Source organism: Streptomyces sp. NPDC087263 (genome assembly GCF_044744645.1).
In the GTDB taxonomy this organism is placed as follows: domain Bacteria; phylum Actinomycetota; class Actinomycetes; order Streptomycetales; family Streptomycetaceae; genus Streptomyces.
The window spans coordinates 270,961-296,040 of record NZ_JBIUYT010000005.1; the positions used below are offsets into that span (position 1 = coordinate 270,961).

Here is a 25,080-nt window from a genome sequence, read left to right on the forward strand (position 1 = left end):
CGACAATAGCTCTGCATCAGAGGTATTTCGGGAAAGGGAGAGTCAAGAAGGGGCAAGCAGTGGGTTCAGCGGGGCACGGGGGGCGGCGGGAGTCGCAGGTTCGCGAGATCCGCCGGTACCGGGGAGTCGGGCCGGAAGAACGGCGCCGGTTCCCCGTCCGTCGCCGTGGCGGGTGCGTCGGTGAGCCGGAAGCGGTCGCGGAGCCTGCCGTAGAAGTCGGTGGGGCGCAGGCGGATGAGGCGCGCTCGCTGCGGGGCGCGGAAGACGCCGATCCAGTCGCCGGGGTCGAGCACCCCGCGCAGCTGGCCGTCGACACTGACCGCGGCCTGTCCCGAATGCGGCAGGACACGCAGGGCCACCGGTTCGTCGGGGGCGGCCACGACACTGCGGTTGAAGGTCATGTGGGGTGCGATCGGGGTGAAGACGAGCCCGTCCATGTGCGGGGAGAGGATCGGGCCGCCGGCGGCGAAGCAGTAGGCGGTGGAGCCGGTGGGGGTGGCGACCGCGACGGCGTCGGCCGAGTAGAAGGCCAGCAGGCGGCCCGCCAGGTAGACACCCAGGCTCACCTGGTGGTCCCGGGCCAGCTTCTCCACGACGATGTCGTTCAGGGCCAGGACGTCGAGGGCCAGGCCCCAGCCCTCCCCCTCGGTGGTCTCGGGGCGTACCTGGGGCGGCGGAAGCGCGGGGCCGCGGCCGTAGCGCAGCAGGGCTTCCATCCGCTCGGGGATCTCCAGGGCCCGGGAGGCGCGCATGGTCAGCGTCATGCGTTCCTCGACGGTGGCACTGCCGTGGTGGACGGCTTCGAGCGCTTCTACGACGTCGCACGCCTGTACTTCGGTGAGGAAGCCCACCTTGCCCAGGTCGACGCCCAGGACGCTCGCCCCGCTCTTGAGCGCGATCCGCGCCCCTCTGAGGAACGTACCGTCACCACCGAGGGTGACCACGAGGTCGGGGTTGCCCGCTGCCTGCGCCTCCGCCCGGCCGCCCAGGCGTTGGCGGTCCTTGGCCCACACATCGATGTCGGTGCAGGGGATGTCGTGGGCGTCGCACCAGTCGTGGACCGTGCGGGCGACGTCCTTGGCGGCCGGGCGGCCCAGGTGGACCACCAGGCCCACACGCTGTACGGCCATGGAAACCTCCAGGTACGCGCTCAGGCCGGTCTGTCGCCCGTCTCGCAGATCCGGCGGGCGATCTCGCGGAGTTTGATGTTGTGGTCCTGGGAGGCCTTCTTGAGAACGCCGAAGGCCGTTTCCTCGGTCAGGCCATGGCGTTCCATGAGGATTCCCATGGCCTCACCGATCTCGTGGCGGGTTTCCATGGCGTGGCCGAGCTGCTGGTGGGTGCGGGCCGCGGAGAAGGCGACGGCGGCGTGCGAGGCGAGGATCCAACCCGCTCTCTGGGCCACCTCGTCGAAGGTGCGCGGGTGGTGGGAGTAGAGGTTGAGCGCGCCGAGTTCGTCGTCCTCGGTGAAGAGCAGAAAGCCCATCATGCTTCCCATGCCCAGCTTCCGCAGCTCGGGGGCGAAGCGGGACCAGCGCTCGTGCGGGCGGTTCAGGTCCTCGATGGCGTAGACCTGCGTGCGGTCGGTCACCGCGTCGAAGCACGGCCCCTCTTCGAGGTCCTGCTGGATCCGGTCCGCCGTGCGCACCACCTCGCTCGTCGCCGACAGGGCCTTCACTTCGCCCCGGTGCACGGTGAGGATGCCGGCCTCGTCGCAGCCGTTGATCAGAACCGTCGCATGCTCCACGATGCGGTCCATGGTGGCCTGGACCGAGTCCTGGGCCAGCAGATCCCGTGCCATCTCCGCCAGAGCGACGGCGAACCGTTCCCAGTCCTCGCGGGTCTCCTGCGACATGTACCACCTGCTTCTCCGTGGAAGCGTGACCGCCGCCCACCAGGATTACCATCGTGCCACCAGGAGGCCTCGCCCGCGCAGAGCAGCCCCTTCCCGGGCCTTCCGGCACCGGTCGAATCCGGTTGCTCCAGCGGTACGACGCTGTCAGGGTCATGGCCATGCCCCACTTCTCCGCACCTGACGCCACCAAACTCGCCTACCACGTGTTCGGAGAAGGCACTCCCGTGATCTGCCTGCCCGGCGGACCGATGCAGGCGTCGGTGTACCTCGGTGACCTCGGCGGCCTCTCCGCGCACCGGCAGTTGGTCATGCCGGACCTCCGGGGCACGGGACAGTCACAGACACCGGAGGACGCCTCCTCCTACCGCTGCGACCGTCTTGTCGACGACGTGGAGGCCCTGCGCGAGCATCTCGGTCTGGAGAGGGTGGACCTGCTCGCTCATTCCGGCGGTACGAATCTGGCGGCGCTGTACGCCGCCCGGCACCCCGAGCGGGTGGGCAGGCTCGCCCTGATCACGCCGAGCGTCATGGCCGTCGGGCTTGCGATCACCGGAGAACTACGGCGCGAGACCGCGCGGCTGCGCCGGGACGAGCCGTGGTTCCCGGCCGCTTTCGCGGCCCTGGAAGCGATCACCGCGGGCCGGGCGACGGACGACTCCTGGGAGGCCATCGCGCCGTTTCTCTACGGCCGTTGGGACGAGAGGGCACGAGCTCATCACGCCGCCGAGGACGGTCAACGGAACAACGAGGCCGCGGCCGCCTACGGTACCGAGGGCGCTTTCGACCCGGACGCCACGCGCGCGGCGCTGGCACAACTCGGGGCGCCGGTCCTTCTGCTCGCCGGCGAGGCCGACCTGAACTCACCTCCTCGTGCGATGACCGAGTTCGCGGAGCTTTTCCCGAACGCCACGCTGGTGGTTCAGCCGGGCGCCGGACACTTCCCGTGGCTCGACGACGCCGAACGGTTCGTGGCGACCACTGCTGCGTTCCTGGGGTAGGTGACCGGCAGTGCGGGGACATCCGCGCGTATACGAGGCGAATGCGGACGTCGAAGATGTGAGGGACCCGGGAACATCACCGAGGTGTGGAACGCGTGAAGTTGAGCATGCGTCTGACAAGACAGGTGGCGCTCCGGAGCGCTGCCCCACCCGCGTTGTCAGTGCCCTCGGGAACAATGCTCAGCAGCGAGAACGTCACTGCTCCCGGCGGTGCGCGATCGATCCCCGTCCGTCGAAAGGCCGCCCGCACATGACGCCCCCTCTCCACCGCCGCGCCATGCCGCAGGCCCCGACCGAAGGCCGGTGACCCATGCTCCGAGCACTCCCCCGCACAGGCGCTCCGCTCAGCCCCGGTAGCGCCGAAGTCCTGCGTCTCGTCATGGAGCAGCGCGGTCCCGTCTTCCTCACGGTGCACGCCAACGGGCGTCGGCGGTACGGCTACTGGCAGTCCGTCGGTTCGCAGGCCGCGCGCGGAGGCTGCCATGTCGCGCTGCCCACCGACGAGTGCGACGCGTTGCACGCGGCGGGCCTGCTCGTGCTGGGAGATCCGGTGGTGGACCCGGCGAAGACCACGTATCCGGTGGGGGTGGCGGTGCGCGACGCAGCATCCCTGGCAGCCGCACCGCGGCAGGCACTGGCAGCCGCGCCGCGACAGACGCTGATGGCCGCACCGCGGCACACGCCGACGGCCGCCCCGCGGCAGGCGCTGACGGCGTGAGGGCGCGGGCGGGGGCCGCCTTTTGTCCGTGCCCGGGAACGCTGACCGGGGTCACCTTTTGCCCGCCCCGGGAACGCACACGGAGGCCGTCTTTTGTGCGCCCCCAGGAACGCACGACGAAGCGGGTCCGCCACACCTGAGTGCGGCGGACCCTGCGGCGTAGGTGTGGCGTCAGTGCCGGAAGGCGTCCTTCGCCTTCTCCTTGGCCTGGCGGGCGTCGCCCTTCGCCTGATCCGTCTTTCCCTCGGCGGTCAGACGCTCGTTGCCGACCGTGTGTCCGGCGGCCTCCTTGGCCTTGCCCTTGGCCTGCTCCATCTTGGCCTTCGCCTTCTGGTTCTTGGCCATCGCGGTTCACATCCTCGCTCGCTCGACACTTGCGATCCACCTGTACGACTCACCGAGAAAATCCGCTCCAAACACACTGATCGCGCCTGGCCGGTCCTTCTCGGGTGCGGGCGTCGGCCCGGAGGAACATCAGGCGAGCGGCACCCCCCGCAATCCCACCGACTTACCATCCAGTAATGTCGCGCGACAGGTCCAGAGGAGGAACCGTGCCACGGTCGGAACGCTCGCCCCTGTTGCTCGCCGGCCTGTTGGCTGCCTCAGGCGCCGCTCACTTCATCGCTCCGCGCCCGTTCGACGCGATCATCCCGAGTGCTCTGCCCGGGACGCCCAGGGCGTGGACGTACGCGAGTGGTGCGGCGGAACTCGCGCTGGCGGCCGGGGTGGCGCTGCCGCGTACCCGGCGAGTCGCCGCGCTGGCCACCGCCGCCTTCTTCGTCGGGGTGTTTCCGGCCAATGTGCAGATGGCCGTGGACTGGCGTCACAGGCCCGCACCGCTCAAAGCGGCGGCCCTGGCGCGGCTTCCGCTGCAAGTACCGCTCGTGCTGTGGGCACGTGGCGTCGCCAAGGGTGGAGAGGAACGGCATGTCGAGTAGTGCGGTTGTGGGTGACACGGTCGAGGACTTCGCTCTGCCGGACGAGACGGGTACGGTCCGGCAACTTTCGGAGCTGCTCGGCGAGGGACCGGTGGTGCTGTTCTTCTATCCCGCCGCCCTCACCGCGGGCTGCACCGCCGAGGCGTGCCACTTCCGTGATCTGGCCGCCGAGTTCGCCGCCGCCGGAGGGCGGCCGGTCGGGATCAGTGGTGACTCGGTCGACCGGCAGCAGGAGTTCGCCGGGCGCCACACGCTCGGCTTTCCGCTGCTGTCGGACACCGAGGGAACGGTCCGTGAGCAGTTCGGGGTGAAGCGTGGCTTCGCCCTGGCGCCCACGAAGCGGGTCACCTTCGTCATCGCGCAGGACCGCACGGTCCTGGAGGTGGTCCGCAGCGAACTGCGGATGAGCGCCCACGCCGACCGCGCCCTCGCCGCGCTGCATGCCCACAAAGGCTGAGTCGCCCATCGGGCCAGTACTCCGACAGGTACATCGCCCCGATCGAGGGGGCGTGCGCACCCGATTCGGCGTCATCGGCCGGTCCGGGCGTACCACCGCGAGTCATCCCGCGTTGCGGCGGCATCGACAGCACATCCGCCACGACCGGGAGCCTCCTGGGCCCGACACGGTGGCGCGCCCACGTGAACAGGCCCCGCCCCTCTGCGGATGGTGGGCGGGACCTGTTCACCGGGCCTCATTCTCAGCGCCTCGTCCGGCTTCCGGGAGGGAGTGAGACCGGGCGCTCCGGCAAGGCGGGTGGCGCCCCGTGTGAAGGGTGCGCCTCCCGTGTGCGAACCCAGGACAGCGGCATCGCTGCGCGAAGGGCCGAGGATGTGCCCCCCGGCCTCAGGCGCCCCGCGTCGGGTCTGGCGTCCGTTCGCCCATCGCGGCGGGGAGTTCCGCCCTGCGGCGGATGCCGAGCTTGCGGTAGGCGCTGGTGAGGTGGGTCTCGACGGTGCGCCGGGCCAGGTGCAGGAGCTCCGCGATCTCGGTGTTCGTCCGGCCGTCGGCGGCGAGCGCGGCGATGCGGCGTTCGCTGCCGGTCAGTGCCGCCCAGCCGGTGAGCGCCGTCACGGCGCCGCGGGAGCGTGCTTCGGGCAGCGCCTGCTCGGCGAGGGCCCGCATGCGCACCGCGCCCAGCCGTTCCGCACGCTCGGCGGCCTCCCGCAGAGCCGCCCGGGCCCGGGCCCGGTCACCCGTCGCAGAGAGCTGCCGCCCCTGCGCGATCAGGGCGGGGATCAGCTCGGTCTGCGCGGCGGCGTCCCGGAGCATGCGCACGGCTCTGTCGGCCAGTTCCAGGCCGCGCCGGCCTCCGGTCGCCGTGGCGAGCCCCCGCAGCGCGCGGCCCACCACCCGCGGGGTGTTCCACACCAGCGCGAGCCGCATTTCCTCCCGGGCCAGGGCGAGGGCCTCCTGCGGGCGTCCGAGCGCGACACGGCAGTCGGCGGCCGCGCTCCGCCAGGGCGTGACGACCGGGCTCACCACATCGCGCGCGGACTGCCGCCGCCCACATTCCAGGAAGTCGGCGAGCGCGCCCGCCTGATCACCCGACGCGGACCGCAGCACGCCCCGCGCGTACAGGAATCGGTTGAGTTCCCAGGAGTCGTGCGCGTCCCGGAGATCGAAGCTGTCCGCGAGATGCGCCGCCTCCGCTGTGCGCCCCGTCTCGACCAGGGCGAGTACGGCGTGTGCGTGCGCGTTGGACGGATCGGACCGGTGGGGACGGGATTCGGTGACCTGCCAGTCCCAGGGGTCGGCCAGCAGATCCGGGTACGCTCCGCGGCCCGCGGCGATGTCCGCCCGTACGTTCAGCAGCGCCGGATGCATGGGGTGGAGCAGTGACGGGCGCTGCCCCGCCAGTCCGCGGGCCACCAGTCCTTCGGCCTCGTCCGGTTCGTCGGCCCACTGCGCGACGGCGGCGGCGGTGCCCAGCAGGAAGGGTTCCGCGTACGGGTCGGCGGGTTCGTCGAGGAGTTCGCGGATCCGCTCCATCGCCGTGGCCGCGGAAATGTGGCCTGCCGTGGACTCGTAGCGCACCAGGAGTGCCCGGCCTGCCGTCCCGATGAGGTGCGGTGACCGTTCGGCGGTGTCGTACAGCCATCGGTAGGCCTCCTGCCTGATCGCCCGGTCGTGGTCCGACAGCAGCGCCGAGGCGAGTTGCAGCAGACGGATCAGGTCGGGGTGGTCCGCCAGCTGCTCGTCCAGGCCGCGGAGCGCGTCGACCGCCGCACGCCCCTCGCCCCGCAGGGCCAGCGCCGTACCCAGAGCGACCGCCGCCCGCGCCCGGTCCCGGGGCATGCCCGGCAGCCGTACCGCCTCGGCGAGCCGCGGTATCCCGGCCGAGGAGCGGGCGGCCGCGAACTCCAGGGAGCCCAGTTCCATGAGGACCGTCGCCCGGCGGGCGGGTGTCAGCGGTTCCTCCAGCGTCCGGCGCAGATAGGACACGGCGTCCTTGGTTCTGCCGTGCCGGACCGCGACGCTCGCGCCGTCCAGGAGCGCGGCCGTGGCCCATTCCGCGCCCGCGCCGACCGCGGGCGTCCGCAGGAGCTGTCCGGCCACCGCTTCGGCGTGAGCGCCGCGGCGCAGCATCACCTCGGCCGCCGTACGGTGGGCCGCCTGCCGCCGGGCGCCGGGCCAGCCGCTCAGCACCGCGTCCCGCAACAGGGGGTGGGCATAGCGCGGCCTGCCGTCCGGATCGGGGCGCAGCAGTCCCAGGCGGGTCATGGCGGTGAGCCAGCCCGGCACTCTCGCGGGGTCGACTCCTGCCATCCGGGCGAGCAATTCGGCCGTCCCCTCGCCCTGCCCGTCGTCCAGGACGTCACCGTCGAGCGCCGCGAGGGCGCGGGCGACATCGGCCGTCGCGGGTCCCGCGCTGTCCAGCCACCAGGCGACGGCGGCCGGGTAGGCACCCGGATACAGGGCCGCGCAGGTCTCCGGCACGGCTTCGGGCGGGGTGCCCTCTGGCTCGGCCGCACGGAGATCGTCCAATAGGGCGCGCAGCAGCAGCGGACTGCCCGCACCGGCCCGTACGCAGTCGTCCACCCACTCGGGTTTCGCGGCCGCGGCGTCCGAACGGACCAGCTGCGCGGCGGCGTTCGCGCTCAGCGGGGCGAGCGTGTGGGTGTGTACGAGGGTCGGTGAGAGCGTGTGTGCCAGGCCCTGCGAGGGCGGATCGATGTCGTACTGGCAACGCTCGGTCACGACCAGCAGAAGGGGTAGTCCGTCGAGTCGCCGGGCGGCGTCGACGAGCCAGCGGCGCGAGGACTCGTCGGCGAAGTGCACGTCGTCCACGGCCACCAGGAGGGGCTCGCCGTCGGCGTACGCGCGCAACCGGTTCCACAGCTGTGCGGCGTACGTCCGGTCGTACCCCGTGTCGCCGTGCTCCGGGCAGGGCTCGGCAGCGCTTGTCACCCCGGCCGTGAAGGACAGCAGCCGGAGCACCGCGGCGAAGGGGAGGGCGTCGTCGTCGGGCGGGCAGCGGGCCCACAGCACCCGCGTACCGCGCGCCTGTGCCTGTTCGGCGACGGCTTCCAGGAGTGCTGTGCGGCCTGTGCCGGTCGCCCCTCTGAGCAGCACCAGGCGGCCGGACCCGGCCCGGGCACGATCCGCCTCGGCCGCCAGCAGCCGCAGGGCCTCCCGGCGTTCACGCAGCGGTCCGGGTTCACACATCGATACCTCCTCCGGTGGGGGTTTCATGATCGATCTCGTGGTGCGTCTCGTGGTCCTCCACGATTGCGCGGGCGCACCCGGCCCAGAAGTCTGGAACAAGCCCATCGGGCACTGACGGCACGGGGGCCACCGGCATGCGGACTTGGGAGTAACGGTTGCGCAGCTCACCACCGACCACTGACGCAGGCGGGTCGCACCGGCCCACCGGGCGCATCCCCGTGGTGGTCCAGGCACCGGACCCGATCTCCCGGGCCGGAGTACGCAGTCTGCTGGGGCAGCAGCCGGTGATCGATCTTCTCGACGAGGTGGAGGCCGGTCCCGGCACGGTGGCCGTCATGGTGAGCGAGACGCCGGACGAGAGCACCCTCTCGCTGTTGCGCAAGCTGGTGCGCGGCGACGGCGCGAGTGCCGTCCTCGTGGTGGGCGCGATCCGTGAGGCCGAGCTCCTCGATGTCGTCGAGTGCGGAGTAGGGGCGATCGTCTGGCGCCACGAGGCCGGTGCGGACCGGCTGGTGCAGGCCGTGCTCGCCGCTTCTCGGGGCGACGGTGATCTGCCGGCGGATCTCCTGGGACGCCTCATCACTCAGGTGGGTTCACTCCAGCGCACTGCCGCCGGCCAGGCCGGTGTCCCGCTCACCGGCCTGGTACCACGTGAGGTCGATGTCCTGAGGCTGGTGGCCGAGGGAATGGACACCGGGGAGATAGCGGGCAAGCTGTCCTACTCCGAACGCACGGTCAAGAACGTCATGCACGGGCTGACCACCCGGCTGCAGCTGCGCAACCGCGCACACGCCGTGGCCTATGCCCTCCGCGAAGGCTACCTCTGATCGAACGGACCTTCGCACAGGGGCCGTTCGGGCAACTCCATCGACGGACAGACGCAGGCGGACCCGTATCGCCCGCGCCGACACACCAACTCGCGCCCTGAACATGTCACTCCTTGGCCGCGTGCTTCCGGTTCTGTCCGAACTGGGAGGATGAGTCCTGCGGCGACGCCGCGGCCTTACCGTAGAGGCGAGGCACCGACCCGAGGAGAAGCACCAACCGTGCACGACGCACCCATCTACGCCCAACTGATATCCGAGCGCGGCGACATACCGCTCCAGGTCCGCACCGAGGCGCGCAGGCTCCAGCGCGAACTGGACTGGATCGTCAACGCCGATCCCGCATCGGGGGGTCTTCTTCCCAGACCCCCCGCCGCCTCCGTCCCGAACTCCCGTGCTCTTCCCCCGGGGTCGGGATCCACCGGCTGGCTCGCCTGACGCAGCGTCAACTGCGGAGCGCGGTCCCGTGTTCGCGCGGTCGCACCGAAACCGCCCTAACGGGCGTCACCGGGGCCGTCCTCCCGCTCTCCCTCGCCGGCGCCCTTCCCCGACGTACTCGAGTACCCCTGCAGTTCCGGTAGCCCCTTGACCTTCTCGGCGCCGCCGTCGGCGTTCTGGCCGTTCAGGTTCTGGCGGACGGAGTCCAGGATCGTCAGGCCCTGGGCGACCAGGCCCGCGGCGATCTCACCAAGGCCGTCCGCACCGTTGAGGACATTGACGTTGGCGCCCGCGAGGCCGCCCGCGGCCTCCTTCACGATGAGCGGAAGCTGGTCGATCAGCATCCGGTCGAGGGCGACGCGGTCGTACGACGCGGCAGCCGCGGCCTGGATCTTCATGCGCTCCGCCTCCGCGATGGCGAGCACCCGGATCCGCTCGGCCTCGGCCTCGGCGGGCTTCACGATCTCGGCCACCAGCTGCTGCTGCCGCAACTTGGCGGCGCGCTGGGCCAGTTCGGTCTGGGCGGCGAGTACTTCCTGCTGCGCGTGGGCCTGCGCGAGCGGTCCGGCCTGCGCGGCCTGCGCCTGCGCGCGGTCCACCTCGGCCGAGTACTCCGCGCGCACGATCGCGGTCTGCCGGGCGTACTCGGCCTGGTTGCGCGCGGCGACCTGTTCCGCCTCCACCGAGGCCTGGGTGGCCTGGGCCTGGGCTATCTGCGCCTGCCGCTGGATGGCCGCCTTGTGCGGAGCGGACATGGCCTCGATATAGCCGGTGTCGCCGTCGTCGATCGACTGGATCTGCAGCGAGTCCACGATCAGGCCGATCTTCGCCATCTCGATCTTCGAGGTGTCCAGGACCTCCGCGGCGAGCTTCTGCCGCTCGGTGACGATCTCCTCGACCGTCATCGAGCCGATGATGGAGCGCAGGTGCCCGGCGAAGATCCGGCCGGTCAGCACCGACATCTGTTCCTGGTCGGAGAGGAAGCGCTGCCCCGCGTTGATGATGCTCTCCGTGTCGTTGCCGACCTTGAAGGCGATGACGGCACGGACGTGCAGCGAGATGCCCTGCCGGGTGACACAGGTCTCGGTGACTTCGGCCTCGCACATCGACAGCGTGAGGAAGCGGGTCTTGCGGAAGACCGGGAGCACGAACTTGCCATGCCCCGTCACCACGCGGAAGGGCGCGCCGCCCAGTCCCCGCCTGCCTCCCGAGATCAGCATCGCCTCATCGGGAGCGGGAACGCGGTAACCAAACATGCTTCTCCTCCTCAGCCGGCGTCGGCGTGGCCGTCGCCCAGTACATCCAGCGGATCGGCCCACTTGATGACGTCGACCTCACGACAGCCCCGGGACTCGATCACGAGCACCGTCGCTCCCGTGGGCAGGGGCTCCTGGGACCAGGCGAGAAAGGTCTCGGAACCGCCTCTGACGCGCACCAGGATCTCGCCGGGGCCGGCGGTTCCGCGCGTGCCGATGATCAGCTCCCCCGTGCAGCCGATCACGGCCTCATCCTGCACCACCGCCGGAATCCCCCCATCAATAGGGTTGTGCTATCGACTGTAGTCCTACCGGTACTGCTTGGGCAGTTTGACCCCGCTCGATCGGCAGGGTGCGCGGCAGGTCCGGGGGGGGTCCAGGATCCGCACGCCGGTCTCCGGGCCGTGAGCGAAGGGGGCGGGTGTCTTCTCCGGGCGCAGTCCGAGCCCGGAGCGGTGGGCCTGGACGCAGGTCGAAGGCCCTGGGCTTGGGCCGGTGCTGCTCGCTCGCGCCGACGGGGCCCGCGAGGACGCCCGCGGGGCGGCGGTGTCGGCGGGCGTGGTGGCAGCGGCGGGGGTACGCCATCCGATACCCGGTGGGCCATTCCTCTCGGTCCGTTCACGCGTCCGCGCCGAGTCCGGCCCACAGGGTGGAGCGAGGTGGCCGCGCCGGGGAGGGCCCGAGGTGGTGGCGGGGCGGAGTCCGGCTCAGATCCGGCCGGACGGGCACCACGTACCCCTCGGACACCCCCCGGCGTCGGTGCTCAGCTCTTGGTGAACTTGTAGGTCATGCTGTCGGTCAGGACGCAGAAGCCGGGCGAGATGACGATGACGCGCAGGGTGCCGGTGCGCCGGTCGTAGTCGATGCCCTCCGCCTCGAAGGTGCCCGTGCAGCCGCTGCGCAGCGGGAGTTGACGCAGGGCCGTGACGTGACCCGTCACATTGGCGCTGCCCGGCTCGGCGGACAGGTCGATCTGGAGCAGCGGCTTGGTGTAGCCGAAGAGCGTGCCCGCCGGGTCGTCGGACGAGCAGAGCAACTGCGTCGAGGTGACGAAGTCGCAGCCCTGTACGTCACGTACGGCGTGGTCCAGGGTGATGGTGGAAGCCAGCGGGAGGTCCGCCGAGGGCGAGGTGCTCGGGTTCACTCCCGGGGTCGGGAAGACCAGGAATCTGGTCATGGTGCCGTACTCGCCGTTGACCATCCACGAGCCGCTCGGTGAGATGGCGACCCAGGAGTTGTTCAGCGCTTCCCAGGAGTTCAGCGTGTGGACGTACTCCGACCACGCGCCGCCGCCCGGCGCCTGCACCCGGAACATCTTGGCGGTGCCGCCGTCTGCCTGGTACGGCTCGATGTAGTAGCCGTTGGAGGAGGCGTCCGGGTCGCCGACGTGGTTCCAGCCGCGGGCGTAGACGTCGACGGGGATGGTGCCGACCCCGGTGTAGCGGTTCGGGCTTCCGGCCGGCACCTCGACCGAGGTCAGGCCCTGGCTCTCGGCCAGCGGGTCGGCGCGGTCCGAGCCCACCTCGGTCCAGGTGTCCGCCGCGGCGGCGGGCGCGGTGGCGGAGACGGTGAGGACACCGGCCGTGGCGAGCGTGACGAGACCGGCCAAAGCTGCCTGACAACGTTGCCTGACGAGCATGCGCATGTGTCTACTCCTCGGTGGGGGGCGCTGGTTCGGCGCACAGTCTGGCCTGGAAACGCGGGCATGTACAAACCAATGCTGAGAACGCCAGGCGTCAACTCGGCATCCAGGACAGGACAGTTACACCTGTGCGACCACGCCGAGTTCCGTACGCGCACGGGAGGCGGCCCCGATCGCGACGGCGCCGCTACCGAGCCCGGCCTGCACGACCCGGATCGGATGCCCGCTGACGGGCGGCTCGGCGGCTAGTGCGGCCCGTATCGATGGCTGGAGCAGATCCCATGCCCCGCTGACACCGCCGCCGATCACGACCGTCGTGATGTCGGCCAGGCCCGCCGCGATCAGGATCGCGCGTGCCACTCCCGCGCCCGCCGCCTCGTACACGGCGATCGCGTCGGGGTCACCGTCGACTGCCGCCTCCGCGACACCTCGTGCGGTGAGCAGCCGTCCGGTCCGCTCGCCGTACCTCGCCCGGATCGCGCGGCCCGAGGCGAGTGTCTCCAGGTGCCCGCGACCGCCGCAGGTGCAGGGGAGGTCGCCGAATCCCGGGACGTGGCCCACCTCGCCCGCCGCTCCGTGCGGGCCGTCGAGCAGTTCGCCGTTCAGCCACAGCGCACCGCCGACGCCCGTGCCGAGCGTCATCCCGAGCACGTACGGTTCGCCCCTGACGGCGCCCTTGGCCGCCTCGCCGCGGAGAAAGGCGTTCACGTCGTTGTCGAGGAAGGCCGGCACGCCGAGCGCCTCCTCCACGGTCGCCGTCACCGCGAAGCCGGCCCAGGAGTTGAAGGAGTCGCTCGCCACGAGGATGCGCCCGGCGCGGCTGTCCACGACACCGGCGGCGCCGATGCCGATCCCGAGCAGCCGTGCGGGAACCCGGGCTCGCAGGACGCCGAGTGCATCGAGCGCGGCGCGGACCATCGCCTGCCCGCCCTCGCTCGCCGGTGTCGGCACTTCCGTGGAGTCGACCACGTCGAGGTCGGGCGTACAGAGCAGGACCTGTGTGGTCGTGCCGCCGATGTCGACACCGGCGAACACCCCGGGCGCCGGGCGGACTTCGGAGGTGCTCACGCCTTCACCCCCTGGACGGCCTGACGTTCCTCGCGCCGTCGGCGTTGCAGGACCGGGTCGGGCACGGGTACGGCGGCGATCAGTCGGCGCGTGTAGTCCGTCCTCGGGTGCAGGAGCGTGGTCGCGGTACTGCCCTCCTCCTCGATGCGCCCGGCACGCATGACGACGACATGCTGGGCGAACTGCTGCACGACGGCGAGGTCGTGGGACACGAACAGACAGGCGAAGCCCAGCTCGTCCTGGAGCTCGGCGATCACTTCCAGTACCGACTGCTGCACGCTCACGTCGAGGGCGCTCGTCGGTTCGTCGGCGACCAGCAGCCGCGGCTCAAGGACCAGTGCGCGGGCGAGACTCACCCGCTGACGCTGGCCGCCCGACAGCTCGCGCGGGCCGCGCTGCGCCAAGTCCCTAGGCAGCCGGACGAGTTCGAGCACCTCGCCGACCCGGGCCCGGATCTCCGCCGATGACATCCCGCGGCGGTGGACACGCAACGGCTCGGCGACGCACTCCCCCACGCTCATCCGGGCGTCGAGGGAGGCCACCGGGTCCTGGAGGACCACACCGACGCCGGAGAGCAGGGCGCGGCGGGCCCGTCCCCGGGTCCGGCCGAGGTCGGCGCCGAAGAGCGCGACCGAACCGGACGACGGCGACAGGAGGCCGAGGGCGACACGGGCCGCGGTCGACTTGCCCGAGCCGGACTCGCCGACGAGGCCGACGGTCTCGCCGGGCCGGACCGTGAGCGAGACCTCGCTCAGCGCCCGTACGGCCCGCGGCCCACGCCCGAACCGCACCGACACCTCCCGCAGATCCACCACTGGATCGGCGGAGGGCCGACCGTCGACGGGGCTGTCCCGCACCGCCCCCGGCTCGGCAACCGTCACCTGCGGCACCGCCCCCCGCAGATCCACCACCGCGCCGGCGGAGGACCGACCGTGGACGGCCCCGTCCCGCACCGCCCCGGGCTCGGCGACCTCAGCGACCTCAGCGACTGTCAACCGTGGCACCGCCCCCAGCAGTCGCTGGGTGTACTCGTGCGTGGGACGCAACAGCACCTCCTCCACCGGACCCGTCTCCACGACCTCTCCCTGGAGCATCACGGCGACACGGTCCGCGAAGTCCGCCACGACCCCCATGTTGTGGGTGACCAGCAGAACCCCCGTGCCGGAGTCGGCGGCCAGTGCGCGCAGCAGGTCGAGGATCTCGGCCTGCACGGTGACGTCGAGCGCGGTGGTGGGCTCGTCCGCGATGAGCAGGCTCGGCGCGTTCGCGATCGCCATGGCGATGACCACGCGCTGCCGCTGTCCGCCGGAGAGCTGGAAGGGGAACGCGGACGCCCTCGTCTCCGGGTCCGGGATGCCGACGCGGCGCAGGAGTTCGACCGCTTCCCGGGCCGCGTCCTTGGAAGTGACGCGCCGGTGGTTACGTACGACTTCGGCTATCTGCGCGCCGATCCGGGTCAGCGGATCGAGTGCGGTCGCCGGCTCCTGGAACACCATCGACGCCGTACGGCCCCGGAGGCCGATGAGGTCGGCCTCGGCGGCGGCGATGACGTCGGTCCCGTCGACCAGGGCGCGGCCGGTGGCGCGGGCGCTGCCCGGCAGCAGCCCCATCGCGGCGAGCGCGACCGTCGACTTGCCGGAGCCCGACTCGCCGACGAGGGCGAGCGTTTCACCGGGGCGCACGTGCAGCGACACCTCACGTACGGCGGGCACGTCGCCCGTCTCGGTCGAGAACGTGACGCCCAGGTTCTCGATCCGCAGGATGTCGGCGGTCATCCGCGCCCCCGTACGTCGAAGGCGTCGCGCAGACCGTCGCCGATCGCGTTGAACGCGCAGACGACGACGATGATGGCGAGCCCGGGCGGCACGATGAGCCACCAGCGGCCGGAGTACGCGGCGGTGAGACCGGCCGACAGCATGCCGCCCCAGTCGGTGGCCGGTGGCTGGACTCCCAGGCCCAGATAGGAGACGTAGGCGACGAGCAGGATGGCGTCGGCGACCTGGAACGTCGCCGCCACCACGATCGTCGAGACCGAGTTCGGCAGGATATGCCGGGCGATCGCCCGGCCGTGCGTGCCGCCGATCGCGCGGAGGGTCAGTACGTAGTCGCGGCCCTTGAGGGTGAGCGTCTCGGCCCGGATGAGGCGTGAGGGCACGAGCCAGGACACCAGTCCGAGGATGAGGACGAGGCCCCAGGTGTCCGGGGTCGTGATGGCGGAGACGACGAGGAGGATGAAGAGCGCCGGGATGGCGATCCCGGCGTCGACGACGCGCATCATCACCGCGTCGATCCAGCCTCCCGCGTACCCGGCGACCGCTCCCCAGAGCGTGCCGATGACGGTCGCGAGGATGCCGGCCGCGAGGCCGACGAGGAGCGACACCTTGCCGCCGAACATGAGCCGCCCGAGCTCGTCGTGCCCGACGGCGTCGGTGCCGAGCAGGTGCGCGCCGCTCGGCGCGAGATTCACCTGGGTCAGGTCCGTGTGGGTCTGGTCGGTCGAGTAGATCCACGGGCCGACGAAGCAGAAGAGCAGGAAGAGGACGACGACGGCCAGTCCGGCCACCGCGAGCCTGTTCCGCCTGAACCGGCGTACGGAGAGGCTGTAGCCGGCGGCGGTCTCCACGGTCAGTACGGCGCTCATGTCCGGCCCGCCTTCACTCGGGGATCGACGATCCGTTGGACGATGTCGGCGAGCAGGGTGCCGATGACGGTCGCGACGGAGATGACCAGGACGCAGCCGAGCAGGACCGGATAGTCGGAGGACTGCGCGGCGCTCCAGAACAGCAGCCCCATTCCTGGGTAGTTGAAGAGCTGCTCGACCACGAGCGCACCGCCGAAGAGCACCGGAATGTAGTAGCCGAGCATCGCGATGACGGGCGTGAGCGAGTTGCGGAACACATGCCGCCACAGGATCGCGCGCGGCCGCGCGCCACAGGCCCGCGCGGTCCGTACGTAATCCTCGGAGAGGTTCTCCAGGGTCGCGGCGCGCATGTACCGGCTGAACACGGCGACCATCGAGGCGGCTCCCGCGACGACCGGCAGGACGAGTGCGTTCGGCTGTGCGAGCACCTGCCCGAGTGTGTCGCCCTGGGGCGCCTGCGAGGGGAACCAGGGCAGGAGTTGAGTGAACACGAGGACCAGCACGAGGCCGAGGAAGTAGACCGGCGTCGCGTACGCGACGAAGCTCAGCGTCGTGATGACGTAGTCCGCCGGCTTGTTGCGCCGCACCGCCTGCCACATGCCGAGCGGGATCGCGAGCGCGAGCCCGACCAGCGCGGACAGCACGGTGAGGACGAGGGTCTTGGGGAGTCGCTGCTCGATGAGCCGCGACACCGCCTCGTTCAGGGTGTACGAGGTGCCGAGGTCGCCGTGCAGGAGGGTGCGCAGGTAGTAGACGTACTGCACGGGGAGTGAACGGTCCAGGCCCTGCTCGTGGTTGAACTGCGCGATCTGCTGGGCCGTGGCCTGCGGGCCGAGGATCCCGCGTGCGGGACCCCCGGGCAGCGCGTGCAGGAGACAGAAGACCACCACCGTCACGATGAGGATCACCGCGAGGGACTGGAGGACGCGCCGGGTCAGATAGAGGAGCGTGTCCATGCGGTCAGCTGTTCCACTTCCACTGGGCCGGGTGGAAGTTGGCGAGCGAGTCCTGCGAGAAACCGCCGAGGCCTTCCTTGACGACCGAGATCTGGTAGTCGGGCTCCGGCAGCCAGATGACCGGCAGGTCCTTCGCGACGGCCGCGCTGTAGTCCTGCACCGCCTGCGCGTCGTTCGACGTCGTGGACGCGGAGATGAGCTGGTCGACCTCCGGGTTGGAGTAGTTGCCGAAGTTCGAGCCGCCCTTGGTCTGGAAGAGCGAGTCACCGGTGGGGAAGGCGTTGAAGTACCAGCTGCCCGCGGTGCCGAAGTACGAGAGCTGCCACTTGCAGATCGACTCGCTCGCGGTGCACGGCGGAGTCTGGGACAGCACCGAGTTGACGGGCGCGGTCTTGATGGTGAACTTGATCCCGGTCTTCTCCAGCGAGGACTGGATCGCGCTCATCATGTTGTCGGTGACCGTCGAGCCGGACTGCGACAGCACCTCCATCTGGAACTTGGTGCCCTTGGCGACCCCCGCGCCGCACTGCGAGGCACCACTGCCGGCGTCCGTGCAGACCATGACGCCGTCCTGTTCGGTCCAACCGTGGCCGGTCAGCAGCGACTTGGCGGCCGAGGTCGAGAACGGGTACGGGTTGTTCTTCTGCGTCGGCGAGAGGAAGTCCGAGGACTGGCCCTGCGGGATCGGGCCGTAACCCGGGACGGCGGTGCCGTTGAAGATGACCTTCGCCAGGGTGTCCTGGTCGATCGACTTCTGGACCGCCTGGCGCGCGTACAGCTGCTTGAACACGGCGCCCATGGAAGGGTTGTTGAAGTTGTACGGCATGTACGTGATCGCCCAGCCGGACCACGGCTTCACCGAGTAGCCCTGCGCGGTGAAGCTGTCCTTCTGGTCGAGGTCGGTCGCCTCGATGTAGCCGTAGTCGACGCTTCCGGAGCGCAGCGCGTTCTTCTCGGCGTCGGCCGTGGTGAACGGAAGCAGGTTCACGGTCGCGATGCCGGGCTTCTCACCGCCGTCGTACTTCGTGTTGGCGGCGAGCACGACCTTGCCGGAGGTCGAGAAGGACTTGACCGAGTAGGGGCCGCTGATGGTCTTCCACAGCGAGTCCTTCGCGTACCCGGAGATGTTCTTCGCCGCGTTGTTGAGGTAAGTCCACACCTGCTTGGCGCCCGCGGCCGTCCGGTCGGCGTCCGACACCGCGGCCGTGGCGCTCGTCCTGTCCCAGGCGTGCTGCGGGAGCGGGTGGATGTCGACCAGCTCGTTGGCGAGCATCCACTGCGAGTTGTAGGCCTTGTCGAAGGTGATCGTGAAGTGACGGTCGTCGACGGTCTTGAGCGAGGTCCAGTTGTCCGGCGCCTTACCAGGGTTGTAGCCCGCCCACTCCTCCTTGTTCGCCTTGATGAGGTTGAACCAGAACTCGACGTCGCGTGAGGTGATCGGCTTGCCGTCGCTCCAGGTGCGGTCGCCGAGCGTGATCTTGACGCTCTTGCCGTCGGAGGCGAAGTCGGCGGCGGTGGCTATCGACGCCTTCTTGTTCCAGGCGACCTTGCCGGTCGAGCCGTCGTACGCGACCAGCCGCTCCCACAGGCTGTCGGAGATGGAGCTGTTGTTGGTGTTGAGGTGGGCCGCGGTGCCGATCGGCAGGATCCAGTTCGGGGTGAAGTTCGCCGGCAGCGCGTAGTTGATGGAGTCGGGGGACGCGGACGAGGTGCCGCCCGTCCCTGAGCATCCGGCGAGCAGCAGTGCGCCCGCCGTGACGACGGCACCGGCGACAAGTGTCGTGCGAGCAGGGGACATGGCTCTCCTCGGAATCCGCAGGGGGAACAACGGCGGGTGGCGGGAGCCAGTCAACGACCCGACTGGTCGAAGAAACAGACGCGTTCCTGTAAAAAGTCTGTTTCTGCTGTTCTGAAAAAAGTAGAAGAGCCGCTTCTGGACGTACTCTCATCGCCTCGGACCCCACGTCGGAAGTTATTTCGTCCATGACTGAAAAAACCCATGCCTGACAAGGGCGCGACGCACCGCAGGGGTGTCACCGGCGTCTCGTCCCTGGCCGAGCGGGTCCTCGAACTGCTCTCCTCCGGGCAGGCGACCACCCGCACCGAGCTCGCCGAACTGCTCGGCGCCGCGCCGTCGACGATCTCGCTCACGGTCGGCCAGCTCGTCGCCCTCGGACTCGTCGCGGAGGAAGGCACGCGCTCCTCCACCGGAGGCCGCCCGCGCAAGGTCCTGCGCCTCGGCGGCAGCGAGGGGTTCGCGATCGCCGCCGAGCTCGGCGGCAGACATGCTCACGTCGGCGTCGTACTCCCCGGTGGCGGGATCACCGATGTCTCGACCGTGCCGTTCCCGACGGCTGACGGGCCCGAGGCCGCGCTTCCCGGGCTCGCCGAGACACTGGAGTCCCTCGCGGAGCAGCACGGCCGGCACCTGCTCAGAGGTGTCGGCCTCTCCCTGCCGGGGCCGGTCGACGTGGCCTCCGGCGTGGTGACACTGCCGTCCCGCATGCCCGGCTGGAACCGGTTTCCCGTCCGGGCCTGGCTTCAGGACCGCTTCGGCGTGCCGGCCGCGATCGAGAACGACGCCAACTGCATGGCCGTCGGCGAGCACAGCGTCCAGCCTGCCGGGCGACGGCAGTCGATCATGGTGAAGACGGGGTCCGCGATCGGGGCGGGGGTCATCGTCGACGGGCGGCTGTACCGGGGCGGGTCCGGCGCCGCGGGCGAGATCACCCACGTACGGGTCGAGGCGGGCCACGCCATCCCCTGCTCCTGCGGCAACACCGGCTGTCTGGAGACCGTCGCCTCGGGCGCGGCGCTGGTCCGGATCCTGCACGAGAAGGGACTCGACGTCACGTCGATCGAGGACGTGGTCCGTCTCGCGTCCGACGCCGACCCGGAGGCGACCCGCGCCGTCCGCCAGGCCGGCCGCTACCTCGGCATGGTGCTGGCCGCGAACGTCAACTTCTTCAACCCCGACGCCGTGTACCTCGGGGGCATCGTCTCCACCCTCGAACCGTTCGTCGCCGCCGTACGCAGTCAGCTGTACGAGGGCTGCCATCCGCTGGTGACCAAGCATCTGGTGATCGAGCGGGCGAGCCTCGGGGCCGATGCCGGGCTCGTCGGCGCCGGGCAGTTCGCGCTCCAGCACGCCCTGGCGCACGCGCTCCAGGCCGTGACCACCACCTGACCCACCGGCCAAGGCCATGTCGCAAGGAGGAGCCATGCCGCGATCCCGTACAGCAGTCGCCCGTCCCGTCATCGCCATCGCCGGACTCGGCATCGAGTCGTCGACGTTCTCGCCCGCGCGGACCGGCGCTCCCGCCTTCCATCCACTGCGCGGCGAGGACGTCCTGACGCGCTATCCCTTCCTCGCACCCCGGACACCGCTGCGCGAGGCCGCCGAGTGGCACGGCGCGCTCGTCGGCAAGGCGCTGCCCGGCGGCACGGTGACCGCCGCCGCCTTCGCCGAGCTGAGCGACGAACTCGTCGAGCGGCTCGCGGACCTGCCGCGTCCGGACGGCCTCTGGTACGACATCCACGGCGCCATGACGGTGGAGGGCATCGACGACGCCGAGGCCGTCCTGCTGGCCCGGGTCCGCGCGACCGTCGGGCCCGAGGTGATCGTGTCCACCTCGATGGACCTGCACGGCAACGTGTCGCGCGAGCTGGCCCACATGAGCGACCTGATCACCTGCTACCGGATGGCCCCGCACGAGGACCACCTGGAGACGAAGGAGCGGGCCGCGCGCAATCTCGTGAACCTGCTCACGACCGGTGCACCCCGGCCGCTCAAGGCCTGGATCCCGGTGCCCGTCCTGCTGGCCGGCGAGCAGACCTCCACGCGCATCGAACCGGCCAGGAGCGTCTACGCCGCGGTCGAGGAGGTGGAGGCGACGGACGGCGTCCTGGACGCCGCGATCTGGGTCGGATACGCCTGGGCGGACGAGCCGCGCAACCGGGCCGCGGTCCTCGTCACCGGCCCGTCCGCGCCCGCCGTCACCGCGGGTGCGGAGCGGCTGGCCCGCGGATTCTGGGAGGCACGGCGCGCGTTCGCGTTCGTCGCGCCGACCGGGTCGCTGGACGAGTGCCTCGACGAGGCGCTCGCCTCCTCCGCCGACGCCCGGCCGTACTTCGTCAGCGACACCGGCGACAACCCGACGGCGGGCGGCGCCGGAGATGTCACCTGGGGGCTCCAACGCGTGCTCGCCCGGCCGGAGTTCAAGGACCCGTCAGGCCCTGTGGTCATCTACGCCTCGGTGCCGGGCCCGGACGCCGTCGAGGTCGCCGAGAAGGCGGGCGTCGGTGCGACCGTCACGGTCACGGCCGGAGCGGAGGTGGACGACCGGCATGCCGGTCCGCTCACGATGACCGGGGTGGTCCACGCGGTGCGGCACGGGGACCGGGACGCCGGGACCGAGGTCGTCCTGCGGGTCGGCAGCGTGCACGTGATCCTGACCCGGCTGCGCAAGCCGTACCACCACGAGCACGACTTCACCGACCTCGCGCTCGACCCGCGCGGCGCCGACGTCGTGATCGTCAAGATCGGCTACCTCGAACCGGAACTGTTCGACATGTCCGAAGGCTGGAAGCTCGCGCTCACCCCGGGAGGTGTCGACCAGGACCTCGTCCGCCTGGGCCACCGCCGCATCCGCCGCCCCATGTTCCCGTTCGACCCGGACATGACCGAGCCCGACCTCACGGCCCGGCTCATCGCGCCCTCGAACGAGCCGCTCACCGGGGAGGACGACTGAGCGGGCGGAGCAACGCCGGGCAGGGAATCCCTGCCCGGCACCGCACTCCAATCAGGGGCACTCGTTCCCGGAGGCCGGGTTCAGCAGCCCCACCACGTTGATGGAGTTGCCGCAGACATTGAGGTCGAGGTCGACAGGGATCTGGACGACGTTGCCCGACAGGACACCGGGGCTGTCCACGGCGACACCGTCCGGGTGGGGGTCGGCCGCGGCGGCTCCGGCGGTGAGCAGCAGGGCGGCGCCCGCCAGCCCGGTGGCGGCCATCAGACGGATACGCATGACAAGCTCCGATCAGTCGCGGGGTTGCGAGTGCCTCCACCATCACCTCGGCGGCCGCCGGACGACATTGCTGTACGCCCGAACGGGGACGCCCCTCGGCGAGGGCCACCGAGCTGCGCCTGGGCAGGACGCGTCACGCGGGGCAGCGGGGCTCGCGGAATACCCGTAGCGTGAGAGGAGATCAGGTGGAACAGGGAGAGATCATGTCAACCAGCCAGCCCGATTCGTCCTTGCCGTCCGACGACATGGCGACCCCCGACGCGCTGCTGCACACCGGCTCCGGAGGCGATGTGACGCCCGAGGACCTGGTCCTCGCGGCAGGCCGGGACATCACCCCGAAGAACCTCGCCTGGGCCGAGCGCAAACTGGCGGCGGAGGGGCCCGCGGCCCTTGACAAGCTGCTGCCGTAGGTTCGAAATTCCGCTGGTCCCTCCAAGCGGCCGGAGTCCTCCGGCCGCTTGGCCAAAATCCCTATCCCCGCAAGGAGTTGGGGCATCGGATCGAGGCGTGGAGCGCACCCGTTCGTCCAGGTTGACGGTCGACCGTCGAACACCGCTGCTCAGGAGGCGCCCTCGTGCCGGACCCGGACCCTCAACTCGTTGCCGCCGGGATGCGTGCTCGTATCGACACCACCAAGCCGCACTCGGCGCGCTTTGGGAACTACTTCATGAACCCGACGCCATCCTCAAAGCCGCCACGGCCACGCTCGACCTGTCCCAGCCTGTCGCGCTGATGATCCTCAACACCCTCGGCCACGTCGCCGACCACGACCAGGCGCGTGGTCCGGTGTCCCGGATCCTGGGCGGGCTCCCCGCGGACAGCTACCTCGTGATCAGTGACGGCACCGCCACCCGTGAGGCAATGGTCGCCGCCTCGGACGCGTACAACTCCAGCGGCGCCGTGCCGTACTACGTCCGCAGCGTCGAGGAGATCGGCGGCTTCTTCGACGGGCTCGATCTGGTGGAGCCGGGCATCGTCCAGGTCACGAAGTGGCGTCCGGACGCCGGGGGTTCCGAGGGCACCGGCATCGCCGTCGACGCCTACGGCGGGGTGGGCCGCACGGTGTCCTGATCCGGACGTACCTGATGGGGCGGTGAGCCCTTGCGCGAAATCACCCGCCCCCTCACTCCGGAACAGGCCCTCCTGCGACACTGAACCGTATGGATCCCCGACACCTGAGGCTCGGCCGCCGTCGCATCTGGATGCTCAGCGGGGTCTGCTTTCTGGTGCTCGGGCCCATCGGTTTCTCCCTGGGTGGCTGGATTCCCCTCGTGGTGCTTGCCGTCGCCCTCCTCGTGGCCACCTCGGTCTCGCACTGGCGGGCACCGAAATGGCTCGCGCCCGCCGTCGCGAAGGGACAGCGCGAGAGCCGCCAGGACATCGCCACCTTCTGTGTCGTCATCGCCGTCAGCGGGTACGCACAGCCCGCGGCGCTGCCTTCCGCTTCTTCCCGGGACATGGCGGCCCTCCGTCTGGAGGCGCACCGGGCCGCGGCCGACGACGATCTGGCCGAGGAACTGCGGGGTCTCGCGGCCGACGCACTCGGCGCCGCGGACCACGCGCACGCGGAGGACACGCCGGCGGCCTGGCGGGCGGCGCGGGCGGGCTCCGAACGGCTGGCGCACGCCGCCCAGGAGGGCAACCCCTATGTGCGCCAACTGCTCATTCAGTGGGTCGAGGGGAACCCGGCCGCGGAACACTGAGGACTGCCCGGCACGTCCTGGCGTGCGGGAGACGCCGACCGTGCCGGAGGCAGCCGCGCCCCGCCCGCCGGAACGCGCGGTTCACGGCCCCGCTTCCTTCCGCAGAAAGTTGCTCACCTGGCAGGCCAGGCTGTCCCTGCCCGGGTCGGGACGCTCTCCGGTGTCCTCGGGAAGCTCGCGGGAGGCGATTCCGCCGGCCCACAGATAGCGCTCGGTCCACTCCTCGTCGACCTTCAGCTGGATCTGGATGTCCACCCGGGACAGCCGGGCGTCGGGGCAGGCGGCGTACAGGACGGAGGTGGCCCGGCGCAGCGGGTAGAGGTCGTAGCCCTCGATGAACTGCGAGTTCCGCCAGTCGAGGAACGCGCTCTCGCCGTCGTCGCCGACGCGGATATCGATCTGACCGTCTTCGAGATGGATACCGAAGTGCTCACTCGTGCGGTTTTCCACGGTGACGCGAAATCGGAAGTAGGTGAGTTCCTCGGCGGCGTCGTCACGCCCTCGTGGTGGCTCCGCCTTTTCCACACCGTGGACGCGGACGCGGAGGCCGGCATGCTCCTCGTACTCCTGCCAGTCCCCGACCACGTTCAGCTCGCGCACAGTGCACCTCTCCACCTCAGAGAGCTGTTTCCTATCTGTGCTCCCGACACAGTGTCAAATGAGCGGGACATGCCGTGGCCAGGGATTTCCCTCTGCTTGATCGGCGATCAAGCCGTGCGCAGCCACAACCCCTCGCGGGGCGGTTCGCCGGTCTTTCGGTACGTGCCGCACATCACGTTCCCCGGCTGTCTCACCCGCCCGCGCGCAGCGTCCGCATCTGCTCGTCGAGCGGGCCCAGGCCGACATCGTGGCGGCGCTCGTCGAGGGTCTGCGGTCGGCGGATCGGATAAGGGCGCAGGGTCACGGGATTGACGCGGGTGCCGTAGAACTGCGGCTGCCCCTGTTCGACGGCGCAATGGTCGGCGATATAGGCGTGATGCAGGGCGGGGCAGCGCCCGTCCGCCGCGGCCTGCGCGATCAGATCGCGGCACTTGAGCTGGAAATCGAGGTCCGTGGCGTGCAGAAGGATCACGAGGGCTGCCGTGGAGGCGGGTGTGCCGACGAGGTCGGCGTCCGGCCAGCCATGGTGGTCGACGATCGCCCTGAGGGCCGCGGCGTTGGCCCGGCGGCGCTCGTTGATGGCACGGCGGGACTGCGGGGCGGGCCTGGCCCCGGCCTGGCGCATCAGGCGACGCTCCTCGTCGGCCCTGCGTTCCAGTTCGTCGGCGAGCGCCGTCGCGAGTGCCGGAACCATCCGGCGCTCCTCCGTCCGGTCTCGCCGCGCGTCAGGACTGACGGCCAGGTGA

At 70.7% G+C, this 25,080-nt stretch carries 25 protein-coding genes and 1 pseudogene; 11 read left to right on the plus strand and 15 right to left on the minus strand.

From position 1 onward, the window contains the following. Positions 1–65: 65 nt before the first annotated feature. Together ACIPC1_RS18300 and ACIPC1_RS18305 are read right to left on the minus strand one after the other, a co-directional pair. On the minus strand, positions 66–1,130 hold the full coding sequence (locus ACIPC1_RS18300; RefSeq protein ID WP_402518133.1) for an NAD(+)/NADH kinase: 1,065 nt from the start codon (positions 1,128–1,130) through the stop codon (positions 66–68). 20 nt (positions 1,131–1,150) lie between these two features. Continuing rightward, entirely contained in the window at positions 1,151–1,855 is a 705-nt protein-coding gene (locus ACIPC1_RS18305) for a GAF and ANTAR domain-containing protein (RefSeq protein WP_402518136.1), read from the minus strand. A gap of 158 nt (positions 1,856–2,013) precedes the next feature. Between ACIPC1_RS18305 and ACIPC1_RS18310 the strand changes: the two genes are divergently transcribed. Together ACIPC1_RS18310 and ACIPC1_RS18315 are read left to right on the plus strand one after the other, a co-directional pair. Then, positions 2,014–2,853, plus strand: a complete 840-nt coding sequence (locus tag ACIPC1_RS18310; protein ID WP_402518788.1) for an alpha/beta fold hydrolase — start codon at positions 2,014–2,016, stop codon at positions 2,851–2,853. A 310-nt stretch (positions 2,854–3,163) separates the two neighbouring features. Next, complete coding sequence (locus ACIPC1_RS18315) at positions 3,164–3,571, plus strand: hypothetical protein (RefSeq protein WP_402518139.1); 408 nt, start codon at positions 3,164–3,166, stop codon at positions 3,569–3,571. 171 nt (positions 3,572–3,742) lie between these two features. Here the strand turns inward: ACIPC1_RS18315 and ACIPC1_RS18320 are convergent, their stop codons facing one another. Continuing rightward, positions 3,743–3,916, minus strand: coding sequence for a CsbD family protein (locus ACIPC1_RS18320; protein WP_384382916.1), 174 nt, complete (start codon positions 3,914–3,916; stop codon positions 3,743–3,745). Positions 3,917–4,122: 206 nt separating this feature from the next. Between ACIPC1_RS18320 and ACIPC1_RS18325 the strand changes: the two genes are divergently transcribed. Together ACIPC1_RS18325 and ACIPC1_RS18330 are read left to right on the plus strand one after the other, a co-directional pair. Continuing rightward, complete coding sequence (locus ACIPC1_RS18325) at positions 4,123–4,509, plus strand: DoxX family protein (RefSeq protein ID WP_402518142.1); 387 nt, start codon at positions 4,123–4,125, stop codon at positions 4,507–4,509. Further along, the gene (locus ACIPC1_RS18330) at positions 4,499–4,966 is read left to right on the plus strand and encodes a peroxiredoxin (protein ID WP_402518144.1); all 468 of its coding nucleotides are present in this window, start codon (positions 4,499–4,501) and stop codon (positions 4,964–4,966) included. Before ACIPC1_RS18325 ends, ACIPC1_RS18330 begins: the two co-directional genes overlap by 11 nt. 387 nt (positions 4,967–5,353) lie before the next feature. Here ACIPC1_RS18330 and ACIPC1_RS18335 read toward each other — a convergent pair whose 3' ends face one another. Beyond that, on the minus strand, positions 5,354–8,176 hold the full coding sequence (locus tag ACIPC1_RS18335) for an AAA family ATPase (RefSeq protein WP_402518146.1): 2,823 nt from the start codon (positions 8,174–8,176) through the stop codon (positions 5,354–5,356). Positions 8,177–8,331: 155 nt separating this feature from the next. Between ACIPC1_RS18335 and ACIPC1_RS18340 the strand changes: the two genes are divergently transcribed. Both ACIPC1_RS18340 and ACIPC1_RS18345 read left to right on the plus strand, forming a co-directional pair. Further along, on the plus strand, positions 8,332–9,003 hold the full coding sequence (locus ACIPC1_RS18340; RefSeq protein ID WP_402518148.1) for a LuxR C-terminal-related transcriptional regulator: 672 nt from the start codon (positions 8,332–8,334) through the stop codon (positions 9,001–9,003). A 219-nt stretch (positions 9,004–9,222) separates the two neighbouring features. Continuing rightward, on the plus strand, positions 9,223–9,438 hold the full coding sequence (locus ACIPC1_RS18345; RefSeq protein ID WP_402518150.1) for a hypothetical protein: 216 nt from the start codon (positions 9,223–9,225) through the stop codon (positions 9,436–9,438). A gap of 56 nt (positions 9,439–9,494) precedes the next feature. On the opposite strand, the gene ACIPC1_RS18350 is transcribed toward ACIPC1_RS18345, so the two are convergent. The 8 genes from ACIPC1_RS18350 to ACIPC1_RS18385 form a co-directional block, all read right to left on the minus strand. Then, positions 9,495–10,694 carry an SPFH domain-containing protein gene (locus tag ACIPC1_RS18350; RefSeq protein ID WP_402518152.1) on the minus strand — a complete coding sequence of 400 codons (1,200 nt, stop codon included), beginning with the start codon at positions 10,692–10,694 and terminating at the stop codon, positions 9,495–9,497. 11 nt (positions 10,695–10,705) lie between these two features. Next, on the minus strand, positions 10,706–10,957 hold the full coding sequence (locus tag ACIPC1_RS18355) for a hypothetical protein (RefSeq protein WP_384382909.1): 252 nt from the start codon (positions 10,955–10,957) through the stop codon (positions 10,706–10,708). A 500-nt stretch (positions 10,958–11,457) separates the two neighbouring features. After that, complete coding sequence (locus tag ACIPC1_RS18360) at positions 11,458–12,339, minus strand: hypothetical protein (protein ID WP_402518155.1); 882 nt, start codon at positions 12,337–12,339, stop codon at positions 11,458–11,460. A gap of 117 nt (positions 12,340–12,456) precedes the next feature. Beyond that, the gene (locus ACIPC1_RS18365; RefSeq protein WP_402518789.1) at positions 12,457–13,371 is read right to left on the minus strand and encodes an ROK family protein; all 915 of its coding nucleotides are present in this window, start codon (positions 13,369–13,371) and stop codon (positions 12,457–12,459) included. 29 nt (positions 13,372–13,400) lie between these two features. Beyond that, on the minus strand, positions 13,401–15,179 hold the full coding sequence (locus ACIPC1_RS18370; RefSeq protein WP_402518156.1) for a dipeptide ABC transporter ATP-binding protein: 1,779 nt from the start codon (positions 15,177–15,179) through the stop codon (positions 13,401–13,403). Then, a complete protein-coding gene (locus tag ACIPC1_RS18375; protein ID WP_402518158.1) occupies positions 15,176–16,045 on the minus strand; it encodes an ABC transporter permease in 870 nt (289 codons plus the stop codon). The genes ACIPC1_RS18370 and ACIPC1_RS18375 overlap by 4 nt, the downstream gene beginning before the upstream one ends. Next, positions 16,042–17,001, minus strand: a complete 960-nt coding sequence (locus tag ACIPC1_RS18380; protein ID WP_402518160.1) for an ABC transporter permease — start codon at positions 16,999–17,001, stop codon at positions 16,042–16,044. The genes ACIPC1_RS18375 and ACIPC1_RS18380 overlap by 4 nt, the downstream gene beginning before the upstream one ends. A gap of 4 nt (positions 17,002–17,005) precedes the next feature. Next, complete coding sequence (locus ACIPC1_RS18385) at positions 17,006–18,799, minus strand: peptide ABC transporter substrate-binding protein (RefSeq protein WP_402518163.1); 1,794 nt, start codon at positions 18,797–18,799, stop codon at positions 17,006–17,008. Positions 18,800–19,000: 201 nt separating this feature from the next. On the opposite strand from ACIPC1_RS18385, the gene ACIPC1_RS18390 reads away from it, so the two are divergent. Further along, on the plus strand, positions 19,001–20,188 hold the full coding sequence (locus tag ACIPC1_RS18390; RefSeq protein WP_402518164.1) for an ROK family protein: 1,188 nt from the start codon (positions 19,001–19,003) through the stop codon (positions 20,186–20,188). Between the two features lie 34 nt (positions 20,189–20,222). After that, entirely contained in the window at positions 20,223–21,752 is a 1,530-nt protein-coding gene (locus ACIPC1_RS18395) for a M81 family metallopeptidase (RefSeq protein ID WP_402518165.1), read from the plus strand. A gap of 51 nt (positions 21,753–21,803) precedes the next feature. Here the strand turns inward: ACIPC1_RS18395 and ACIPC1_RS18400 are convergent, their stop codons facing one another. Continuing rightward, positions 21,804–22,031 (minus strand): chaplin, encoded by a 228-nt coding sequence (locus ACIPC1_RS18400; RefSeq protein WP_402518168.1) that lies wholly within the window; start codon positions 22,029–22,031, stop codon positions 21,804–21,806. Between the two features lie 203 nt (positions 22,032–22,234). On the opposite strand from ACIPC1_RS18400, the gene ACIPC1_RS18405 reads away from it, so the two are divergent. The 3 genes and pseudogenes from ACIPC1_RS18405 to ACIPC1_RS18415 all read left to right on the plus strand — a co-directional run bounded on the left by ACIPC1_RS18405 (position 22,235) and on the right by ACIPC1_RS18415 (position 23,734). Continuing rightward, positions 22,235–22,441 carry a hypothetical protein gene (locus ACIPC1_RS18405; protein ID WP_402518170.1) on the plus strand — a complete coding sequence of 69 codons (207 nt, stop codon included), beginning with the start codon at positions 22,235–22,237 and terminating at the stop codon, positions 22,439–22,441. 253 nt (positions 22,442–22,694) lie between these two features. Beyond that, positions 22,695–23,102 (plus strand): annotated as a pseudogene (locus ACIPC1_RS18410) (SAM-dependent methyltransferase); the annotation flags it as partial. Between the two features lie 89 nt (positions 23,103–23,191). Continuing rightward, entirely contained in the window at positions 23,192–23,734 is a 543-nt protein-coding gene (locus ACIPC1_RS18415) for a hypothetical protein (protein WP_402518171.1), read from the plus strand. 81 nt (positions 23,735–23,815) lie between these two features. Here ACIPC1_RS18415 and ACIPC1_RS18420 read toward each other — a convergent pair whose 3' ends face one another. Together ACIPC1_RS18420 and ACIPC1_RS18425 are read right to left on the minus strand one after the other, a co-directional pair. Further along, positions 23,816–24,334 carry a hypothetical protein gene (locus tag ACIPC1_RS18420; protein ID WP_402518173.1) on the minus strand — a complete coding sequence of 173 codons (519 nt, stop codon included), beginning with the start codon at positions 24,332–24,334 and terminating at the stop codon, positions 23,816–23,818. Between the two features lie 190 nt (positions 24,335–24,524). Next, the gene (locus ACIPC1_RS18425; protein WP_402518791.1) at positions 24,525–25,028 is read right to left on the minus strand and encodes a DUF6624 domain-containing protein; all 504 of its coding nucleotides are present in this window, start codon (positions 25,026–25,028) and stop codon (positions 24,525–24,527) included. Positions 25,029–25,080: the final 52 nt, after the last annotated feature.